The organism is Plantibacter sp. RU18 (genome assembly GCF_050613355.1).
GTDB lineage: Bacteria > Actinomycetota > Actinomycetes > Actinomycetales > Microbacteriaceae > Plantibacter.
Genome location: NZ_CP159618.1, coordinates 1,354,596 through 1,372,990 on the forward strand (window position 1 = coordinate 1,354,596; position 18,395 = coordinate 1,372,990).

Consider the following 18,395-nt stretch of genomic DNA (forward strand, 5'->3'; position numbering starts at 1 on the left):
CTCATCGGGTGTGGTGCGCCGACTACTCGGCGGGAACCGAACCGCCGGCGGCGATGACCTGCTCGAGGAAGGCGTCCGTGGCGAGCGCCTGCTTGCGCACGACGCGCTCTGCATCCTCGGCGCTGCGCTTCTCGGCGGCAGCGACGAGGCCGTCGACGTACGCGGCGAACATGTCCCACTGGAAGTATTCGATCGTCGGCAGAGCGCTGTAGACGACGCGGGTGTTCATCTGGCGGGCCATCTGCTGCAGGAGCGAGTTGCCGGAGCGTTCGACGAGGAAGTCCGCGAAGGCGGCGGAGGAGAGCAGGACTCCCTTGTCGCGTGCCTCGATGTCGGCGAGTACGGCGTCGCCGAGCTCGCGGAAGCCTGCGACGTCCGCGTCGGTGAAGTGGGGAATGCTCCAGCGAGTGCTGAGTTCATGGAAACCGTTGAGCAGTTGCAGTGCCTCTGCGTACTGTTCCGGGGTCGGCTTGGCCACGCGGGTGTACCTCTGCGGCGCGGTCTCGACGAGGCCGATGTCGGCGAGTCTGCTGATGGCTTCGCGGATCGGCGTGCGTGAGACACCGAGCCACTTCTCGAGTTCATCGTCGTTGAGGCGCTCTCCGGGCTCGAGCGTGCCGTCCTCGATCGCCGTCAGCAGCTGCTCGAACACGACGTCGCGGAGGAGCTTCCTCGGGCACGTCTCCACGGTATGAGGAACAGGCATTGAACTCCGATCGTCGAGCTGGGAAATGACCTGTTCAGGATGTCGATCCAAGAAGCGTCGGACACGTTCGCCCGTCATCCGTTGGAGAAGAACGTGGAAAGCCTCGACAGCTACACAGGTATTTGATATATTTCATGCAAGCCTACGTCATCGACCCGAGAAGACGAAGAGCGCAACCCGTGCGTCGCCAGAACCTCCGAGTCGTGCCCGTCTCCTCGGAGCGACTGAGCTCGCCCAATTCGAGGAGTCGTCACCCATGTCCATCGGTCTCGCTGTCAGCGTGCTCGAATGCCCGTCCGTTCCCGAGGTCGCCGGCTTCCACTCCATGCTGGGTGCCCGGATCACCCGGGTGGACACGGCGACTGAGCGGCGGCTCCACGTGGCGATCGGCGGTGGAGAGGTCCTCTATGTCGAGCGGCGCGGGATGACTCCCCGGCCAGTCGACGACACTCGTCTCACCGTCTGCATCCTGGTGGCCGTCAGCCCGCAGGCGCTTTACGTGGAGTTCGCTCGGCGGATGCGTGTCAGCTGCGGTGAGGTGTTCGAGCGCGGGGTGCCATCGCTGCATCCCGAGGATCGGACCGCGACGAGCGGCGATCGCTATCCGGGCGTCGCGCTCGTCGACCCGGCCGGGAACGTCATCCGGTTCGTCCGCATGGGGTACTTCGACCGCTTCCGCCCGGACCTCGACGCCGCGCAGCTGAGCGCGTGAGCCGCGTAGGCTCTGCTGTGGAACGCCAGTGCCTTCTTCGCCTGGCGCGCGGACACTCATTGCATCCACGGCTCCAGGAAAGCAGGCACGATGCCGGTCCCAACGGTGGACACGAGCGCGACCGCGCGTCCCTCGCCGCGACAGAGGGCGATGGATCGGATCCGCTCCGCCATCTATGACGGAACGCTGCAGCCGGGGGAACCGCTCCTCGATCATGAGCTCCAGGCCTGGCTCGGCTGCTCGCGGAAGCCGATCCGTGAAGCGCTGAACGACCTCGAGCGGCTCGGGCTGGTCGAGATGGAGCCGCAGCGGTTCACTCGCGTCGCGACACCGGACGGCGATGACCGCACCTTCGTCTTCCAGACCCTCGGTGCGCTTGTCGGTGGCATCACCCGCGTCCTGGTCCCGAGCCTCGGTGATGCCGATCGTGCAACGCTCGTGAGTGAGGTGGACCGGGTCGTCCGGGTCCTTCCGTCCCGCGATCCGGAACGGTACAACGCGCTCGTGTGGCCGCTCGTCGATCTGTTCGTGGCGCTCTGCCCGAACCGCATCCTCGTCGACACGACGCGGGACATGATCGGTTCGTTGTCGCACCAGCTCCGGATGACCGCCGCGACGGACTGGCTCCGCTGGGAGGAACTGGACGCAGACTTCCCCGTGCTACGGGATGCTGTCGCAGAGGGTGACTCGATCGCGGCCGAGCTGGCGGTCGAGCGGCTCTTCCGATTGGCCGAACCGCTGCGATGACGACGTCGTCCGATCAGTGATCCACGCATGATCCTGATGAATGTCAAATTCTGATATGCTGATCGTGTCGCTTGCGACCACCACTGGAGACGCCGGTCCGGACATTCGGGTTTCGGCCTTGAGCGCCCAGTGGTCAGCCGGGTGGGTGGGTTTCGGGTATCCGCCCACCCGGCGAACACCTCGCACGCCACGCGTCCTGCATTCGCTGCGCCTGCCGGCGTGTGCAACACGTGACGAAGCCCTCCGCCGGATCCGGCAGAGGGCTTCTCCTGTCAGGGGCTTCCCCGGTCAGGGCGCTCAGCCGATGACCGCTCCGAAACGGTCGGGCAGGACGCTCTTCGAGATGCGGCGCAGCTCGGACACCGGGACCGTCAGCACGTCCTGGATCTCGAGGGCCGGCTCGGTGGCATCGCCGACTGCGGAGGCGTCGGTCACGCCGATGCGGAGCACCGGGTAGCCGCGACCCTCGCACAAGCCCTGGAACTTCACGTCGTCCTCGCGCGGCACCGAGACGATGACCCGCCCGGTGGACTCGGAGAACAGCGCCGTCGTGAGGTCGATGTCGTCGCGGACGAGCATCTCGCCGAGGAAGACGCGGGCACCGACGCCGAAACGCATGACGCTCTCGGCGAGAGCCTGCGCGAGGCCACCGTCCGAGAGGTCGTGTGCTGAGGAGACGAGCCCCTCCTTCGCCGCAGCGTGCAGGATCTCGGCGAGCGTCTTCTCGCCGGCGAGGTCGACCTTGGGTGGGAGGCCGCCGAGGTGGTCGTGGATGGTGCCGGCCCACGCGGAGCCGTCGAGCTCGAGCGACGTGGTGCCGAGCAGGTACAGGTTGTCGCCTTCGTCCTGCCAGCCGCTCGGGACGCGGCGTGCGACGTCGTCGATGACGCCGAGGACGCCGACCACCGGCGTCGGGAAGATCGGGACGTCGCCCGTCTGGTTGTAGAACGACACGTTGCCGCCCGTGACGGGGACTCCGAGCTCGAGGCATGCGTCGGACAGACCGGCGACGGCCTCCGAGAACTGCCACATGACCTCGGGGTTCTCCGGGGAGCCGAAGTTCAAGCAGTCCGTGACGGCGGCTGAGACGGCGCCGGTGACGGCGACGTTGCGGTACGCCTCGGCGAGCGCGAGCTGCGCGCCCTGACGCGGGTCGAGCTGGCAGTAGCGGCCGTTGGCGTCGGTCGCGATGGCGAAACCGAGGCCGGACTCCTCGTCGACGCGGATCATGCCGCCGTCGTCGGGGAAGGACAGGGCCGTGTTGCCCATGACGTAGTAGTCGTACTGGTTCGTGATCCAGCTCTTGTCCGCGAGGTTCGCCGAACCCAGCAGTGAGCGGAACTGCGCCTCGAGCTCCGCGGGCGCGTCGGTGCGGGGGAGTGCTGCCGCGGTGTCCGCCTGGAGGGCGTCGATCCAGGTCGGGTATGCGACGGGTCGCTCGTACACCGGGCCGTCGACGGCGACGGTGGAGGGATCGACGTTCACGATCTCTTCGCCGTGCCAGTTGATGACGAGGCGGCCGGTGTCGGTGACCTCACCGAGCACGGAGGTCTCGACGTCCCACTTGTCGGTGACGGCGAGGAAGGCGTCGAGCTTGCTCGGCTCGACGACCGCCATCATGCGCTCCTGCGACTCCGACATGAGGATCTCCTCCGGCGTGAGCGAGGGATCGCGGAGCAGCACGTGGGAGAGCTCGACGAACATGCCGCCGTCGCCGTTCGCGGCGAGCTCGCTCGTCGCGCAGGAGATGCCGGCCGCGCCGAGGTCCTGGATGCCCTCGACGAGGCTGTCGCGGTAGAGCTCGAGGCAGCACTCGATGAGCACCTTCTCGGCGAAGGGGTCGCCGACCTGGACGGCAGGACGCTTGGTCGGGCCGTTCGCGTCGAAGGAGTCGGAGGCGAGGATGGACGCGCCACCGATGCCGTCGCCGCCCGTGCGGGCACCGAAGAGCACGATCTTGTTGCCGACGCCGGAAGCGTTCGCGAGGCGGAGGTCCTCGTGGCGCAGGACGCCCACCGAGAGGGCGTTGACGAGCGGGTTGCCCTGGTACACCTTGTCGAAGTAGGTCTCGCCGCCGATGTTCGGCAGGCCGAGGCAGTTGCCGTACGAGGAGATGCCGGCCGTGACACCGTGCACGACGCGTGCCGTGTCCGGGTGGTCGATGTCGCCGAAGCGGAGCTGGTCCATGATCGCGACGGGACGTGCTCCCATGGAGATGATGTCGCGGACGATGCCGCCGACGCCTGTGGCCGCACCCTGGAAGGGCTCGATGTAGGAGGGGTGGTTGTGGCTCTCCACCTTGAAGGTGACGGCCCAGCCCTCGCCGACGTCGATGACGCCCGCGTTCTCGCCCATGCCGACCATGAGGTTCTTCTTCATGTCGTCGGTGACCTTCTGCCCGAACTGGCGCAGGTAGATCTTGCTCGACTTGTACGAGCAGTGCTCGCTCCACATGACCGAGTACATCGCCAGCTCGCCACTCGTCGGGCGGCGGCCCAGGATCTCGCGGATCTTCGCGTACTCGTCCGCCTTCAACCCGAGAGCGCCGTACGGCTGCTCACGGTCCGGGGTGGCGATCGCGTTGTCGACGGTATCGGCGACGGAAGTGGTGGGATTGGTGGTCGTCACGAGGGCAGGACTCCAAAGGAAGAGGGGGGATGCCGGACCCACCAATCTTAGCGGCGTCCTCGGGCCGGGAGAGCGCTCGGTGCGAGGATGCCGCCGCTCAGGTGAGCGAGACGCGCGGGCGGCGGATGGCGTAGGCCGTGACGGCGCTCAACACGAGCGCGACGGCCACCATGACGGCGAAGCTCGGCGCCCACCGTCCGGTGCCGCTGTGCAGCAGTCCGATGAGCAGGGAACCGATGCCGGCGACGGCGTACCCAGCGCCCTGGGCGATGGCCGACACGACGCCGGCGGTGACCGGATCGGCCGACATCGAGACGATGAGCGCGATCGCCAGTCCGAACGCGGCGCTCTGCACGGCACCCAGCCCGCCGACCACCCAGACGACCTCCGAGGGCTGCGCGAGGAAGAGTGCACAGAGCCCGGCCGCGATGAGCGCACCCAGCGCCGGGGCGACCCAGCGGAGCACTTGCGGTCGACTCGTGAGCAACGGGATCAGCAGGGTCGGCACGAAGCCGGCGACGCTGAACCAGGAGAGCAGCCCGCCGCGCTCGGCTGTACCGTGGCCGTGGCTCGCGAGGAACTGCGGCATCCAGGCGGTCACGGCGAAGTACAGCATCGCCTGCAGCGAGAACACCGCCGTCAGCAGCACGATCGTGGTGACGCTTGCCCGGGTGAACCGCAGCGTGGGCTTCGATCCGGTCCGGGCGTCGCGGCCTCGGACCTGCAAGCGCACGAGCAGCGGCACGGCGGCGAGGACCGCGAGACCCGCCCACAACCCCCAGGGCACTCGGACGTCACCGCCCGTCAGGGTGGAGACCGGCACGACGACGGCCGCGCCGAGCGCTGCACCGACCCCGAACGACATGCTGCTGAGCCCCACCTGCAGCCCCGTCGCTCGGATGGACTTCAGATATTGGGGGAGCAGCGTGCCGGCGGCCATGATCGCCGCACCCGCGAGGAACGTACCGGGCAGGAGCAGGACGGGAACGAGCACTCGCAGGAGCAGGACGGGAACGAGCACTCGCAGGAGCAGTGCGACGGCCAGCGTCAGCATCGACCACAGCAGCACGCGTTCGGCGCCGAAGCTCCGGGCGAGGCGCGGGCCGATCGGTGCCGAAGCGCCGAACGCGATGACCGGCAACGCGGCGAGCACCGTCACCTCGATGGGGCCGAGCCCGAGGACGCGCGCGGCGTCGTCGAGCACGGCAGCGACAGAGGTGACCGCCGGCCGCATGTTGAGTGCCACGAGGATCGCAGCCACCATGGCCACCGCGCGCAACGGGACTGAGGTCCCGAACGGTTCCCGTGCCGGTGCGGGAGCCTCAGCCCGCGAGGACACGGAGGCCGTCGGCGACGACGCGACCGTCGTGGAGCACCGTGCGGTCGGTGCCGCGGTCCATGACCGTGCTGGCGATCGTCTCACCGTCCACGAGCACGAGGTCGGCACGGTCGCCGATCGCGAGGCCCGGTCGGTCATCGACCCCGGCGAGACGCGCGACGCCGTGGTCCATGATGCTCGCACCGCCCATCGTGGCGACCGCGAGCGCGAGGCCGACGTGCTCGTCACGACGGAAGTTGTTGGTGAACGCGAGCTGCCACGTGCGGTCGAGGAGGTCGCAGTTGCCGTAGGGGCTCCAGTAGTCGCGCATGCCGTCCTCACCGAGCCCGACGCGCACGCCAGCTTCGGTGAGAGCGAGGAGCGAGAGCTGGTTCCGCGATGACGGGGCGACCGTGGCCATGGCGACGTCGAGTTCGGCGAACTCGTCGATGAGTCGGCGGCTCACGGCCTCCGACACCCCACCGAGTTCGTAGGCGTGCGACATCGTGACCTTGCCCTGCATCCCGAGGGCCCGTGTCCGTTCGAGGACGAGCTCGGTACTGAAGACGCCGAGTTCACCCGACTCGTGCAGGTGGATGTCGATCTCGACGCCGTACCGGTCGGCGAGGTCGAAGACGATGTCGAGGTGCTTCGCCGGGTCGCGGTCGAGTTGGCTGGGGTCGATGCCGCCCATGACATCGGCGCCCTGTTTGAGTGACTCCTCGAGCAGTTCGACCGTTCCCTCCTCGCGGAGGATGCCCGCCTGCGGGAAGGTCATGATCTGGACCTCGGCGAGATCTGCGAACCGTTCCTTCGCGGCGAGCACGGCATCGAACTTCTCGAGCCGGCAGTCGACGTCGACCTGCGCGTAGCTGCGCACCCGGGTCGTCCCACGAGCGATCATCCGCTCAAGGGTTCCGGCCACCCGTTCGGGAAGCGGCACCTCGGCGTCGCGCCAATTGTCGCGGTCGTTCATCATCATGCCCCACACGCCGGGAGCCCCGGTGTGCTCACGGAACGGCAGACCGATACGCGTCGAGTCGAGGTGCACATGGACGTCGCTGAAGGACGGGATGAGGATGCGGCCGCGGCCGTCGACGACCTCGGTGCTCGCCTTCGGCCGCGTGTCGGCGTCGTGCGTGGTGATCGCGGAGATGACGGCGCCCTCGACGGTGATGTCTGAGGGGGATCCGCCCCAGGGGCGTGCGTTACGGATGAGCAAGGAGTGTCCTTTCTGTGCGGGCTGCGGGCGGCAGCCCGAGGTCCTGCGGCTTTCGCCGGATGGTGGCAGGCGACGCGTCCGGTCGGGATGACATCGATGCACCGCTGTCGCTCGCCGTCCGAGAGGGCGGCGAAGATGGGGCAACGAGTACGGAAGACGCACCCGCTCGGTGGATCGGTGGGTTTCGGCAGGTCCCCGCTCAGCCGGATACGGCCGGCGCGGGAGGCCGTTGGATCGGGGGTCGGTACCGAGGAGAGCAGCGCCTTGGTGTACGGGTGCTGCGGGGCGCCGAAGACCTCATCCCGGGTGCCCTGCTCCATCACCTTGCCGAGGTACATGACCGCGATGGAGTCGGCGAAGTGCTTGACGACGCTCAGGTCGTGGGCGATGAACACGTAGGAGATGCCGGTGTCCGCCTGGATGTCCTGCAGCAGGTTGATCACCTGGGCCTGCACCGAGACGTCCAGCGCGGAGACCGGCTCGTCGCAGATGACGACCTCTGGTTCGAGCGCGAGGGCCCGGGCGATGCCGACGCGCTGCTTCTGCCCGCCGGAGAACTCGTGGGGGAATCGGTTGTAGTGCTCGGGACGGAGTCCGACGCGATCCATGAGGGAGCCGACGCGGCGCTTCATGCCCTCCTTCGGGCTGATGCCCTGCGCGAGCAGCGGCGCAGCGATCGCTGCGCCGACCGACTGACGCGGATTGAGCGAGGAGGAAGGATTCTGGAACACCATCTGCACGCGGCGTCGGAACGCGCTCAGCTCGCGGCGCTTGAGGCTTGCGACGTCGACTCCGTCGAGGAGGATCCGCCCCGCCGTCGGTTCCAGCAGGCGCATGAGCAGTCGGCCGGTCGTCGACTTTCCGCAGCCGGATTCGCCGACGAGACCGAGGGTCTGACCCCGCCTGAGCGTGAACGAGACGCCGTCGACCGCCTTCACGACCGAGGCGGAACGCCCGAGGATCCCGCGGCCGACAGAGAAGTGCTTCCCGAGATCCTGGACGTCGAGCAATGGCGCGGTGGACAGGCTCATGCGGTCGCTCCGATCGTGGTGGGGGAGGGGAGCTCATCAAGGTGGCAGCGGGAGCGGTGCGCACCGGTGCCACGCAGCTCGGGGCGCTCGGTGCGGCAGCGGTCACCTGGCACGAGTGAGGCGACCGGGCATCGATCGGCGAAGAGGCACCCGGCCGGCAGGTCGAGGAGCGACGGCGGGAAACCGGGGATCGGGGTGAGCCGGCCGCTCTCGTCGGCCATCGACGGCATGGAGGCGAGGAGCCCGCGCGTGTACGGGTGCGCCGTGTCGGCGAACAGCTCCCCGACGGGCGCCTGCTCGACGCACTGGCCGCCGTACATCACGACGACCTGCTCGCACACTTCGGCGACGACTCCGAGGTCGTGGGTGACGAGGATGACCGCCGAGTTCGTCTCGGCCTGCAAGGAGGCGATGAGGTCGAGGATCTGGGCCTGCACGGTCACGTCGAGCGCGGTCGTCGGTTCATCGGCGATGAGGAGTTCCGGTTCGCAGATCAGTGCCATGGCGATCATCGCCCGCTGCCGCATGCCGCCGGAGAACTCGTGCGGGTAAGCGTCGTAGCGGCCGACCGGGTCGGGGATGCCGACGCGGGCGAGCATGTCGGTCGCTGCTGTCCGTGCCGCCTTCGCGCCGACGCGGTTGTGCACACGGTACGCCTCGGCGATCTGTCTGCCCACCGTGTAGAAGGGGTGCATCGCGGAGAGCGGGTCTTGGAAGATCATCCCGATCCGCCTCCCGCGGTAGGCGCGCATCCGCTGCTCCGTCAGACCGACGAGGTCGACGCCCTCGAAGCGGATCTCGCCGCTGATCGTGGCGCTCGTGCCCTTCAACAGGCCCATGATCGCCTGGCTCGTGACGGTCTTGCCGGAGCCCGACTCACCCACGATGCCGACGGTCGAACCGCGCTCGAGACGCAGGTCCATGCCGTTGACCGCGCTCACGAGGCCGTCGTCGGTGGGGAAGGTCACACCGAGGCCTCGGATGTCGAGGAAGGGGGTGGTGGTGTCCATCAGCTGACTCTCACTCTCGGGTCGACGGCGGCGTAGAGCAGGTCGACGACGACGTTCGCTGTGATGATGAAGAAGGCGGCGAGCATGGTGAGGGCCATCGTCACGGGGAGGTCACCGGACATGGCGGCGCGGACGGCCGTGAAGCCGAGTCCGGGGACGGAGAAGATCTGCTCGGTGAGCACCGCTCCGCCGAGGAGGGCGCCGATGTCGAGGCCGAGCATCGTGATCACCGGGGTGATCCCTGCGCGGACACCGTGACGGAAGATGATGCTGCGCTGGTCGAGCCCCTTCGCGCGCGCGGTGCGCATGAAGTCCTCACCGAAGGTCTCGATCATCGTGTTGCGAGTGACCCGGATGTATTGGGCGCTGAACAGCACCGCCAGTGCCACCCACGGCAGGAGGTAGTTGAGGAACCAGGCGCCAGGACCGGCGGGTCCGAACGGCGAGGAGATCGAGTTGCTCGTGAACGGGAGCCAGTGCAAGGTGCTCACGAAGATGAGCAAGAGCAGCAGGCCCGTGACAGGGATCGGCATGGAGACACCGACGGAGGCCGCCCCGACGATGAGCTTGTCCGCCCCGCGCCCCTTGCGGAGCGCAGCGAGGAGCCCGAAGCCGACGCCCGCCACCGTCCAGAGGAGCACGGCACCGACGGCCATCGAGAGTGTGTAGGGGAGCGCCCGCATGATGACGTCGGTGACGTTCTCATTCGTTTGGAACGACTTGCCGAGGCACGGCCAGGAACAGAGTGTCTCGGCGCCAGGGGCACCGATCTGTCGCGAGGTGAAGAACCCGCTGAGGTAGTTGAGGTACTGGGCGAAGAACGGCTGGTCCATCCCGAGGGCGACACGGGCCTGGGCGACGCGGTCCGGCGTGCACTCCTGGCCGCACGCTGCGGCGGCCGGGTCGGCCGGGCCGAACTGGAACAGGGTGAAGGTGATGAAGCTGACGACGAGCAGCAGCGCGAGCATCGCGAGCAGCCTGCGGGCCAGGAAGCCGACCATGGGCCGATCCGTCCTCTCGGTGGTTGGGGTGCTGGTCGGCCGTCGTCAGGGGAGGCGACGGCCGACCGGCCTCCGTCGGCAGACGGAGGAGTGCTGGTTACTGCTCGACGGCGACGGTCGAGAGGTCGATCCCGCCGAAGAAGTAGCCCATCTGCGCGTTGTGGATCTTCGATCCGACGACACTGTTCGTGAACGTGCGGATGAGCGGCACGATCGGGTACGTCTGCATGGCCTCGTCGAACAGGGTGGCCCACTGGGTGCCGAGCTCGTCCGAGGAGCCGAGGGTGCCGCGCAGCTCGTACATCTGCTTCGACAGCTCAGGGTCGAAGTATCGCGGGATGTTGCTGAATCCGAAGCTCGTCCCGTCGAGACTCGGGCCGAGGACCGGGTCCGCCGTCGTGCGGACCGAGCTGCTGTCGGCGCCGCCGCACCATCCGGAACGGGCGATGTCGGGCATCTGGTCGCTGGCGAGCACTGTGTAGTAGTTCGCTGCCGGGATCGGGACGAGCTCCAGGTCGATGCCGATCGCCTTCAGGTTCTGCTGGAGCACCGTGCCGACGTTCTTGTACCGCTCGGTCGCGTTGGAGTAACCATAGGTGAGCCTCGCCGGGACGTCCTTGCCCTCGAGCAGTGCCTTCGCCTCGTCGAGCTTGGGCTTGCCGGCCGGGTCGAGGTCGCTGGTCTGCTCCACGTAGCCCGTCATGTCCTCGTTGAGGTACGAGTTCGTGAGCTTGCCGAAACGGAGCCCGCCGTACTGCACCTGGATCGCCTCGCGGTCCATGGCCAGCGCGATGGCCTTCCGGATGTCGGGGTCGGTCACCGTCTCGGTGTTGATGTCGAGCACGTCGGTGCAGCCGAGGAGACCCGCCGCCGTCCGATCCTGGATGCCCGGTTCACTCAGTCGCTTCGTGTCGGAGGCCTGCAGGGCGCCGTTCGAGTCGAGCGTGATCGCCGTCGGGTCGGCATCGGAGAGCAACTGTTGGGAGATGGTGGCTTGCGAGGTTGACAGCGAGAACGTGAAGGTGTCCGGCAGAGCGGTGCGGTTGGGGTCGGTCGTGGCAGTCCAGTTCGGGTTGCGGACGAGCTTCAACTGGCGACCGCGCTCGTAGCTCTCGATCATGTACGGACCAGAGGAGACCGGGTGATTCGTGTAGTCGAGCTTCGTGTCGGCTGCTGCGGGCACCGGTGCGGTGTTCGAGCGCGAGACGAGGGCGGGGAACTCCGCGAACGGCTGCTTCAGGTGGAAGACGATCGTCCGGTCGTCCGGGGTCTCGACGGCGTCGAGCTCACCGCCGGCGTAGGGACCGCGGTAGTCGTCGGCGGCGAGGGCTGAGTTGAGCTCTTGCGGTGCCTGCGTGTACACGTCGCGGGCGAAGGTCCGGGCGACCCCGTACTTCACGTCCGACGAGGTGATGGGCGAGCCGTCCTCGAAGGCGAGCCCGTCCTGGAGCGTGAACGTCCAGGTGAGTCCGTCCTCGGAGGGCGTGCCCGTGTCGGTCGCGAGGTCCGGCACGATCTCGGGTGGCTGGCCCGCGGTCTCCTTGGCCATCGTGAGCGTCCGGTAGTAGAGCTGGCCGACGTTGGCCGTCTGGACGTAGTTGCTGTTGCCAGGGTCGAGCGTCATGAAGTCGGAGGACATCAGGACGTTGACGTTGCCGCCGGGGGTGTCATAGCCGGCTTTCACGACGACCGGCGCGTACGGGTCGGTGCCGCTGGCCTGGCCGGGGGCCTGACCTCCCGCGGTGCAGCCGCTGACGACGAGCGCCAGGACGACGGTGGCCGAGACGGCGAGGGTGGTGCGCAACTTCATGTCTCTCCTTAGAGGCGTGGTGGTGCGGTGGGGTGCAGGTGGTGATGCGGGTGGGACAGCGGTGGACGGCTCAGCCGCGCGAAGCCTTCGGATCGAGCGCATCGCGCACGGCATCACCGAGCAGGTTGAAGGCGAGGACGGTGATGACGAGGAAGAAGCCGGGGACAGCGAGGAACCACGGGTCGCTCAGGTACCAGTTGCCAGCCTGGGCGGCGTTCAACATCTGGCCCCACGACGGTGTCGGGTCCTTGACGCCGACGCCGAGGAAGGAGATCGCGGCCTCCGCGGTGATGTTGGTGGGGATGAGCATCGTCGCGTAGACGAGCACGACACCCGCCACGTTCGGGATGATCTGCTTGAAGATGATCGTGCGGTGCGAGGCGCCGTAGGCTTTCGCCGCCTCGACGTACTCCTGCTCGCGGATGCTGAGCACCTGGCCGCGGACGACACGGGCAAGGTACGCCCAGCCGAAGAAGCCGAGGATGAGGACGAGGGAGGCGATCGGGACGAAACTGCCGCTGCCGAGCGGGGTGTCGCGGAGTCTCGACTGCAGGATCGGCGTGAGCGAGAGCACGAGCAGGAGGTGCGGGAACGCGAGGAACAGGTCCATGATGCGGCTGATGATCATGTCGGTGCGGCCGCCGAAGTACCCCGCCGCCGCGCCGAGGATGGTCCCGAGCACGACCGAGACCACGGTGGAGAGCAGGGCGATGACGAGCGAGACCTGCGCACCGTAGGCGATCCGGGCGAACAGGTCGCGACCGAGACCGGGTTCGATGCCGAGCCAGTGTTCGGCGGACGGGTACATGTACCCGGGCAAGGGCAGACCGGGCGTCATGAAGTTGTCGAGCACGTCCGGGCCGGTGTTCGTCGTGAACGGATCGGTGCCGGCGATGGCTACGAGCACCGGCGCGAGGATGGCGAACAGCATGATCGCGATGACGACGGCGAACGAGGCCAGAGCGATCCGGCTTCGGCGGATGCGCAGCCAAGCGGTTCCGATGAGTGACCTGCCCCCGGCGAGCGGCGCTGGCACTGCGTCCGCCTGTGCCGGAGTGGCGCGGTGCTGCACGGCGTGGTCGGTCTGGAGATCCGTCACGAACGTCCTCGTCTGCTCTGGGGGAAGGTTGGACGAAACTGTATACCAAACTGAAACGATGGCAAGAGGCGGCCCGAAACCCGCTCCGAAGGCGCAGCCCTAAGAGGTGTGCTGAAAGCTGTTCTGATCAGGATGAATAGCCTGATGTTTCCGACGGGTAACAGTTTTTTCGAGAAGGGCCACTTGAGGTGGTCCATGGCCGACCGCTACATTTTGGATACCAAACCCGACGAAGGGACGGACCATCCGCACAGTGATCACCGCAGACCATGTCCTCGCCTTCGACGGCGCATCCCACGTCGAGTTGCGGGCAGGGGCCGTCCTCGTCGTCGACGAGGTCATCGAGTGGGTCGGATCGGCGGCGGCCGCGCCGGTTGACGGCATCGACGAACGAATCGCGCTGGGGGAGGCGGTGCTGCTGCCAGGGCTCATCGACCTCGACGCGCTGGCGGACGTCGACCACCTCATCCTCGACGCCTGGGGCACGCCCGAGCATGCCAGCCGGCTGCAGTGGTCCGAGGACTACTTCGACCGACGACACCACGTCTTCAGCGCGGAAGAGCGTCTCGACGTCCGGGAGTACGCCCTCGTGCAGCTGGCGCTCCACGGCATCACGAGCTACATGCCCATCGCCTCCGAGGTGCACTCGGCTTGGGCGGAGGACTTCGACGACCTCGCCGCCATGGCCGCGCGTTCGAGCGAGCTGGGTCTGCGGGGGTTCCTCGGCCCCTCCTACCGCTCCGGGGTGAACGTCGTCGCCGCTGACGGTACTCGGTCCGTGCACTTCGACGAGGAGGAGGGCCGGCGTGGTCTTGCCGGGGCAGTCCGGTTCCTCGACCATCTCGCTGCGCTCGGCGACCCGCTGCTGACGGGGGTGCTCCTGCCGTGCCGTATCGAGACGCTCACAGAGGAGATCCTCGTCGAGACGGCGCGACTCTCCGCCGAGCGTGATGTGCTCGTCCGGCTCCACGCGTTGCAGGGCGTCTTCGAGCGGGACGACATCGAGCGACGGTTCGACCGGACCCCGCTCGAACACCTGACCGCCTCAGGCCTGTTGACCAACCGCCTCATCGTGCCGCACGGCGTCCTCCTCGACGTGAACCCGCGGGTGCACGGGGAGGACCGCGGTGACCTGGGCCTGCTCGCCGAGGCCGGGGTGTCGCTCGTCCACTGCCCGCTGACGAACGCCCGCTACGGATCCAACCTCGAGACCTTCTCCCGATACCGCGACGCGGGTGTCCGGATCGCCCTCGGCAGCGACTCGTTCCCGCCAGACCTCATCCGCGGGATCGACATCGGCGTACAGGTGGCGAAGGTGCAATACGGCGACCTCTCGAAGGGAGACATCGCCGGCTATCTCGACGCAGCGACGCTCGGCGGTGCTGCCGCGCTGCACCGTACGGACCTCGGACGGATCGCCGTCGGCGCCCAAGCCGACCTCGCGGCGTTCAGGCTCGACGATCTCCGCACCGGTCCGCTCGAGGACCCCCTGCGCACGCTCGTACTGGGCGGCAGCGGACGGGAGGCCTGCCTCACGATGGTCGCCGGACGCGTCGTCATGCGCGATGGCGAGCTGCCCGGGGTCGACAGCGAGACGCTGCGTCGTCAGGGGCAACGACTGTTCGAGCGTCTGCGCGACGCCTATCCCGAGCGTGACCACCGTGGCGGCTCGGTCGCCGAGCTCTTCCCGCCCGTCTACCCGGTCGTCACCGACCTCACGCCCTACAGTTGAACGAGCGCGTCTGGCGCAGGGGAGGACTGCTGTGGAGCTGAGCGGCGAAGGCGTGGCCTCCGAGGCGGAGCGCGAGGCCCTCGCAGAGGGTGTCTATCGTCGCCTGTTGCGCGCGATCGTCGCCGGGGATCCGGCTCCGGGGACCCGGCTGAAGGAACGCGAACTGTCCGAACGGTACGCGGTCTCGCGAGTGCCCGTCCGCCAGGCGATCCAGCGGCTCGAGGCCGAGGGGTTCGTGATGACCGAACCGCACAGGGGTGCCGTGGTCCGCGGTACGACCACGGATGACATCCACGAACTCTTCGACGCTCGCCTGTGCGTCGAGCCGTTCGCGACACGTATCGCCGCCGAACGGCTTGGAACGGGGGTCGGTGACCCGACACGACTCGCCGAGATCCTCGAGGGCTCGCGCGAGGCGTTCGCCGCCGGAGACGAGCCGGAGGGCATCTCGATGAACCTCGCCTTCCACGCCGAGATCGTCCGGCTGAGCGGCAACCGCACCCTCGTGCACTGGCTGCGCCCCATGCTCGGTCGCATGGAGTGGATCTTCCGACTCACCCACGAGGCCCGCGAGGAGGACCAGATCCTCGAGCACCAGCAGCTCTACGATGCGCTCGTCACCGGCAAGGGGGAGCTCGCCTCAGCGCAGGCATACTCGCACATCGAGCTCGGGCGCGACCCGATCCTGCGCTCGCTCGCACCCTACCTGGACTGATCCCGTTCCCGGCCCGGTCGGGCTGCGTCAACAGAGCAATCCCCGTAGCGGGCGGTACCGAAGAGACCCGCAAGGGACGCGTCGGTCGTCGAGTCGCATTCGTCACGCTCCGATGGTGGATTCGCGGCAGCTTCACGAGCTTCGGGATCGACCGTGACGAACGCGCAGACGGTTGCGTCCTATCACCAACGAACCGATCGAATCGCTCGACCGGACAAGCCGAGAAAGGGTCACCCCATGTCGAACACCTCGAACACCCCGAAGCCCACCACCGTCGCCAAGGGCTCGCCCGCCGACGGCAACATCGTCGCCGACTCGACCTCGCACGGGAAGACCGTCATCGACAACGGCGTGATCGCGAAGATCGCCGGCATCGCAGCCCGCGAGGTCCGCGGAGTGCACGCACTCGGTGGTGGAGCAGCCCGTGCCTTCGGCGCCATCCGCGACGCCATCGGCTCGTCGGACCTGTCGCAGGGTATCCGCGTCGAGGTCGGCGAGACCCAGGTCGCCGTCGACGTCGTGATCGTCGCCGATTACCCCGTCGACCTGCAGCTCGTCGCGAGCGAGGTCCGTGCCTCCATCATCCGTGCCATCGAGCAGTTCGTCGGCATGGAGGTCCCCGAGGTCAACGTGACCGTCAGCGACGTCTTCATCCCGTCCGACGACGAGGACCAGGACGCTGAGGCGCGAGTCCAGTGACCACCACCACCACCGGCATCCTCGTCGGAGCCGTCCTGGCCATCAGCTGGGTGGCCTTCGGCTTCTGGGCCTTCGTCTTCGTCGCACTCGCGATGGGCGTCGGAGCGGTCATCGGCCGGATCGTCTCCGGCCAGACCGACTTCAAGGCCATCGTCGACGCGGTCCGTGGGAAGCGCGTGTCGTCATGACCACCGCCGTCCTCGATCGGACAGGGTCGCTGAGGGGCGACTCGCCGGTCGCCGATGCACCCGCCGTGCCCGAGCACGGCGGGCCGGGCCGGACGCGCATCGCCGCGAAGGCCCTCGAGCATGTCGCGGTCGCCATCGCGGCCGAGACGCTCGGGGTCCCGGCGGGACGCGTCTCGGTCCAGCTCGTCGACGACCGGGGCGCTCTCGCCCTCGTCGTCACCTCGCCCATCCGAGCCGTCCCCCTCGCCCGCGTCACCGCCGCCCCGGACGCGCTCGTGCGTTCCGGCGGCACCATCCTGGACCGTGCCTCGGCCGCGACCGCGACCATCGGTACGAAGCTCGAACAGCTGTCCGGTTCGCGTGTCTCCAGGGTGTCCATCCGCGTCAGCGGACTCGAGATCGCACAGGAAGGACGCGTCTCATGACCACGACGACCACTCCGTCTGCCGTCGCGTCACCCAGCACGCGACCGCCGAGCACGGGTCCCTCGGGACTGCTCCGCCGACTCGCCCGCCGAGAGCTGCACTCGCCGCGTTCGACCACCGCGATCACCCTCGCGGTGATCCTCGTGCTCGTTGCGATCTGGATCGCCGTGGAGACGGTGCTCGCCCTCATCGGTGTGCGCCCGCTCCTCGTCGCGCCGGGGGAGATCCCGTCGGCGGCAGCGAGCCTGCCGACCACCCAGCCCGTGTTCCTCGGCGTCGCCGGGGCCGTCGTGCTCGTGCTCGGGATCGTGTTGCTCGCCATCGCGATCGCTCCGGGGCGTCGACACCGGCACCTCCTCGCCACCGACCGCGTCCTGGCGGTCGTCGACGACGAGGTCATCGCGTCGGCGCTGGCGCAGCAGGCGTCGGCCACCGCGTCGACACACCCCGACGGCACGGTCGTCGCCGTCGGACGACGGTCCGCGAACATCCGTATCACGCCGGCGAGCGGCATCGCCGTCGACCGTGAGGCCGTCGATCGCGCGGTCGCCGCAGAGCTCGAGACCTACGCGCTCCAGCCCGGGGTGCGCGCCGTCACCACGATCTCGACGAACGGGAAGGTCGGACAGTGAACTCCACCAATCGCGGACTGAATCGTCTGCTCATCCTCGTCATCGGGCTCGTGCTCACGGGCCTCGGTGCCGCGGCGCTCGCCGCCGTCACTGTGCCGTTCGTCGCCGACTGGTGGCGGGACAACCGCGCCGCAGTGCTCGACACGGTCGCCGGCTGGTTCGCCTGGAACCCGTTCGCGGCCGTCCCCGGCGTCGAGACGGACCGGGGTGCTGCGCCGATCGTCGTTCCGATCGTCGGCATCGTCCTGCTCGTCGTCGCCGCAGCGCTCCTGCTCGCGTTCGTCCTGCGCCAGGGGCGGGGCCGCACGGACGTCGTGCACCGCGCTCCGGCCGACCACGGCGACGTGGTCCTCGAAGCCGACGTCGCGGCCCATGCGCTCGGGGATGCCCTGAACGGCACAGCCGCGTTCTCCGCGGTCCGCGTCTCGGCGTGGCAGGTCGGCCGCGAGCGTGCCCTGAAGGTCGCGGTGACCTGTGCGCGCGGGGTCTCGCCCCGCACGGCGGTGGAGACCGTCAGCGCGGCCGCACGGTCACTCGACAGTCTGCTCGGCGTCGAACTCCCGATCCTCGTCGAGGTGGGTGGCGGCTTCCGTGCGGCGAAACCGAAGCGCGCGCTGCAGTGACCGTCACCCGTTCGGACGGAGGGCGCGAATATCAAGCCCCCGCCCGAATCGGGTGATCCGCAGGCTGCACTTGCAGAATGCAGAAGACAGGTGAACG

The 18,395-nt window shown here is 68.4% G+C and carries 17 protein-coding genes and 1 pseudogene; 9 read left to right on the top strand and 9 right to left on the bottom strand.

Annotation, left to right across the window (positions count from 1 at the left end; genetic code table 11):
• Positions 1-22: 22 nt before the first annotated feature.
• Positions 23-706 carry a GntR family transcriptional regulator gene (locus tag ABMA10_RS06595; protein WP_347868448.1) on the bottom strand — a complete coding sequence of 228 codons (684 nt, stop codon included), beginning with the start codon at positions 704-706 and terminating at the stop codon, positions 23-25.
• A 256-nt stretch (positions 707-962) separates the two neighbouring features.
• Here ABMA10_RS06595 and ABMA10_RS06600 point away from each other — a divergent pair, with 256 nt between their 5' ends.
• Together ABMA10_RS06600 and ABMA10_RS06605 are read left to right on the top strand one after the other, a co-directional pair.
• The gene (locus tag ABMA10_RS06600; protein ID WP_431031314.1) at positions 963-1,418 is read left to right on the top strand and encodes a hypothetical protein; all 456 of its coding nucleotides are present in this window, start codon (positions 963-965) and stop codon (positions 1,416-1,418) included.
• A 150-nt stretch (positions 1,419-1,568) separates the two neighbouring features.
• On the top strand, positions 1,569-2,165 hold the full coding sequence (locus tag ABMA10_RS06605) for a GntR family transcriptional regulator (RefSeq protein WP_347868450.1): 597 nt from the start codon (positions 1,569-1,571) through the stop codon (positions 2,163-2,165).
• A gap of 297 nt (positions 2,166-2,462) precedes the next feature.
• Here the strand turns inward: ABMA10_RS06605 and purL are convergent, their stop codons facing one another.
• The 8 genes and pseudogenes from purL to ABMA10_RS06645 all read right to left on the bottom strand — a co-directional run bounded on the left by purL (position 2,463) and on the right by ABMA10_RS06645 (position 13,284).
• On the bottom strand, positions 2,463-4,793 hold the full coding sequence (gene purL / locus ABMA10_RS06610; RefSeq protein WP_431031315.1) for a phosphoribosylformylglycinamidine synthase subunit PurL: 2,331 nt from the start codon (positions 4,791-4,793) through the stop codon (positions 2,463-2,465).
• A gap of 97 nt (positions 4,794-4,890) precedes the next feature.
• Positions 4,891-6,057 carry an MFS transporter gene (locus tag ABMA10_RS06615; protein WP_431031316.1) on the bottom strand — a complete coding sequence of 389 codons (1,167 nt, stop codon included), beginning with the start codon at positions 6,055-6,057 and terminating at the stop codon, positions 4,891-4,893.
• A 58-nt stretch (positions 6,058-6,115) separates the two neighbouring features.
• Positions 6,116-7,333, bottom strand: coding sequence for an amidohydrolase (locus ABMA10_RS06620; protein WP_347868453.1), 1,218 nt, complete (start codon positions 7,331-7,333; stop codon positions 6,116-6,118).
• Positions 7,334-7,449: 116 nt separating this feature from the next.
• Positions 7,450-8,364: pseudogene (locus ABMA10_RS06625) on the bottom strand (ABC transporter ATP-binding protein); the annotation flags it as partial.
• Complete coding sequence (locus ABMA10_RS06630; protein WP_347868455.1) at positions 8,361-9,374, bottom strand: ABC transporter ATP-binding protein; 1,014 nt, start codon at positions 9,372-9,374, stop codon at positions 8,361-8,363. The gene ABMA10_RS06630 and the pseudogene ABMA10_RS06625, both read right to left, overlap by 4 nt.
• Complete coding sequence (locus ABMA10_RS06635) at positions 9,374-10,375, bottom strand: ABC transporter permease (RefSeq protein WP_347868456.1); 1,002 nt, start codon at positions 10,373-10,375, stop codon at positions 9,374-9,376. Before ABMA10_RS06635 ends, ABMA10_RS06630 begins: the two co-directional genes overlap by 1 nt.
• A 97-nt stretch (positions 10,376-10,472) precedes the next feature.
• Entirely contained in the window at positions 10,473-12,185 is a 1,713-nt protein-coding gene (locus ABMA10_RS06640; RefSeq protein WP_347868457.1) for an ABC transporter substrate-binding protein, read from the bottom strand.
• Between the two features lie 70 nt (positions 12,186-12,255).
• A complete protein-coding gene (locus tag ABMA10_RS06645) occupies positions 12,256-13,284 on the bottom strand; it encodes an ABC transporter permease (RefSeq protein WP_431031317.1) in 1,029 nt (342 codons plus the stop codon).
• Positions 13,285-13,537: 253 nt separating this feature from the next.
• Between ABMA10_RS06645 and ABMA10_RS06650 the strand changes: the two genes are divergently transcribed.
• The 7 genes from ABMA10_RS06650 to ABMA10_RS06680 all read left to right on the top strand — a co-directional run bounded on the left by ABMA10_RS06650 (position 13,538) and on the right by ABMA10_RS06680 (position 18,298).
• Entirely contained in the window at positions 13,538-15,016 is a 1,479-nt protein-coding gene (locus ABMA10_RS06650) for a chlorohydrolase family protein (RefSeq protein WP_347868459.1), read from the top strand.
• A gap of 31 nt (positions 15,017-15,047) precedes the next feature.
• Positions 15,048-15,731, top strand: coding sequence for a GntR family transcriptional regulator (locus ABMA10_RS06655; protein WP_347868460.1), 684 nt, complete (start codon positions 15,048-15,050; stop codon positions 15,729-15,731).
• 237 nt (positions 15,732-15,968) lie between these two features.
• On the top strand, positions 15,969-16,430 hold the full coding sequence (locus ABMA10_RS06660; protein ID WP_347868461.1) for an Asp23/Gls24 family envelope stress response protein: 462 nt from the start codon (positions 15,969-15,971) through the stop codon (positions 16,428-16,430).
• Complete coding sequence (locus ABMA10_RS06665; RefSeq protein ID WP_347868462.1) at positions 16,427-16,618, top strand: DUF2273 domain-containing protein; 192 nt, start codon at positions 16,427-16,429, stop codon at positions 16,616-16,618. Before ABMA10_RS06660 ends, ABMA10_RS06665 begins: the two co-directional genes overlap by 4 nt.
• Complete coding sequence (locus ABMA10_RS06670; RefSeq protein ID WP_347868463.1) at positions 16,615-17,043, top strand: hypothetical protein; 429 nt, start codon at positions 16,615-16,617, stop codon at positions 17,041-17,043. Before ABMA10_RS06665 ends, ABMA10_RS06670 begins: the two co-directional genes overlap by 4 nt.
• The gene (locus ABMA10_RS06675) at positions 17,040-17,675 is read left to right on the top strand and encodes a hypothetical protein (RefSeq protein WP_347868464.1); all 636 of its coding nucleotides are present in this window, start codon (positions 17,040-17,042) and stop codon (positions 17,673-17,675) included. Before ABMA10_RS06670 ends, ABMA10_RS06675 begins: the two co-directional genes overlap by 4 nt.
• On the top strand, positions 17,672-18,298 hold the full coding sequence (locus tag ABMA10_RS06680; RefSeq protein ID WP_347868465.1) for a hypothetical protein: 627 nt from the start codon (positions 17,672-17,674) through the stop codon (positions 18,296-18,298). Before ABMA10_RS06675 ends, ABMA10_RS06680 begins: the two co-directional genes overlap by 4 nt.
• Positions 18,299-18,395 lie beyond the last annotated feature (97 nt).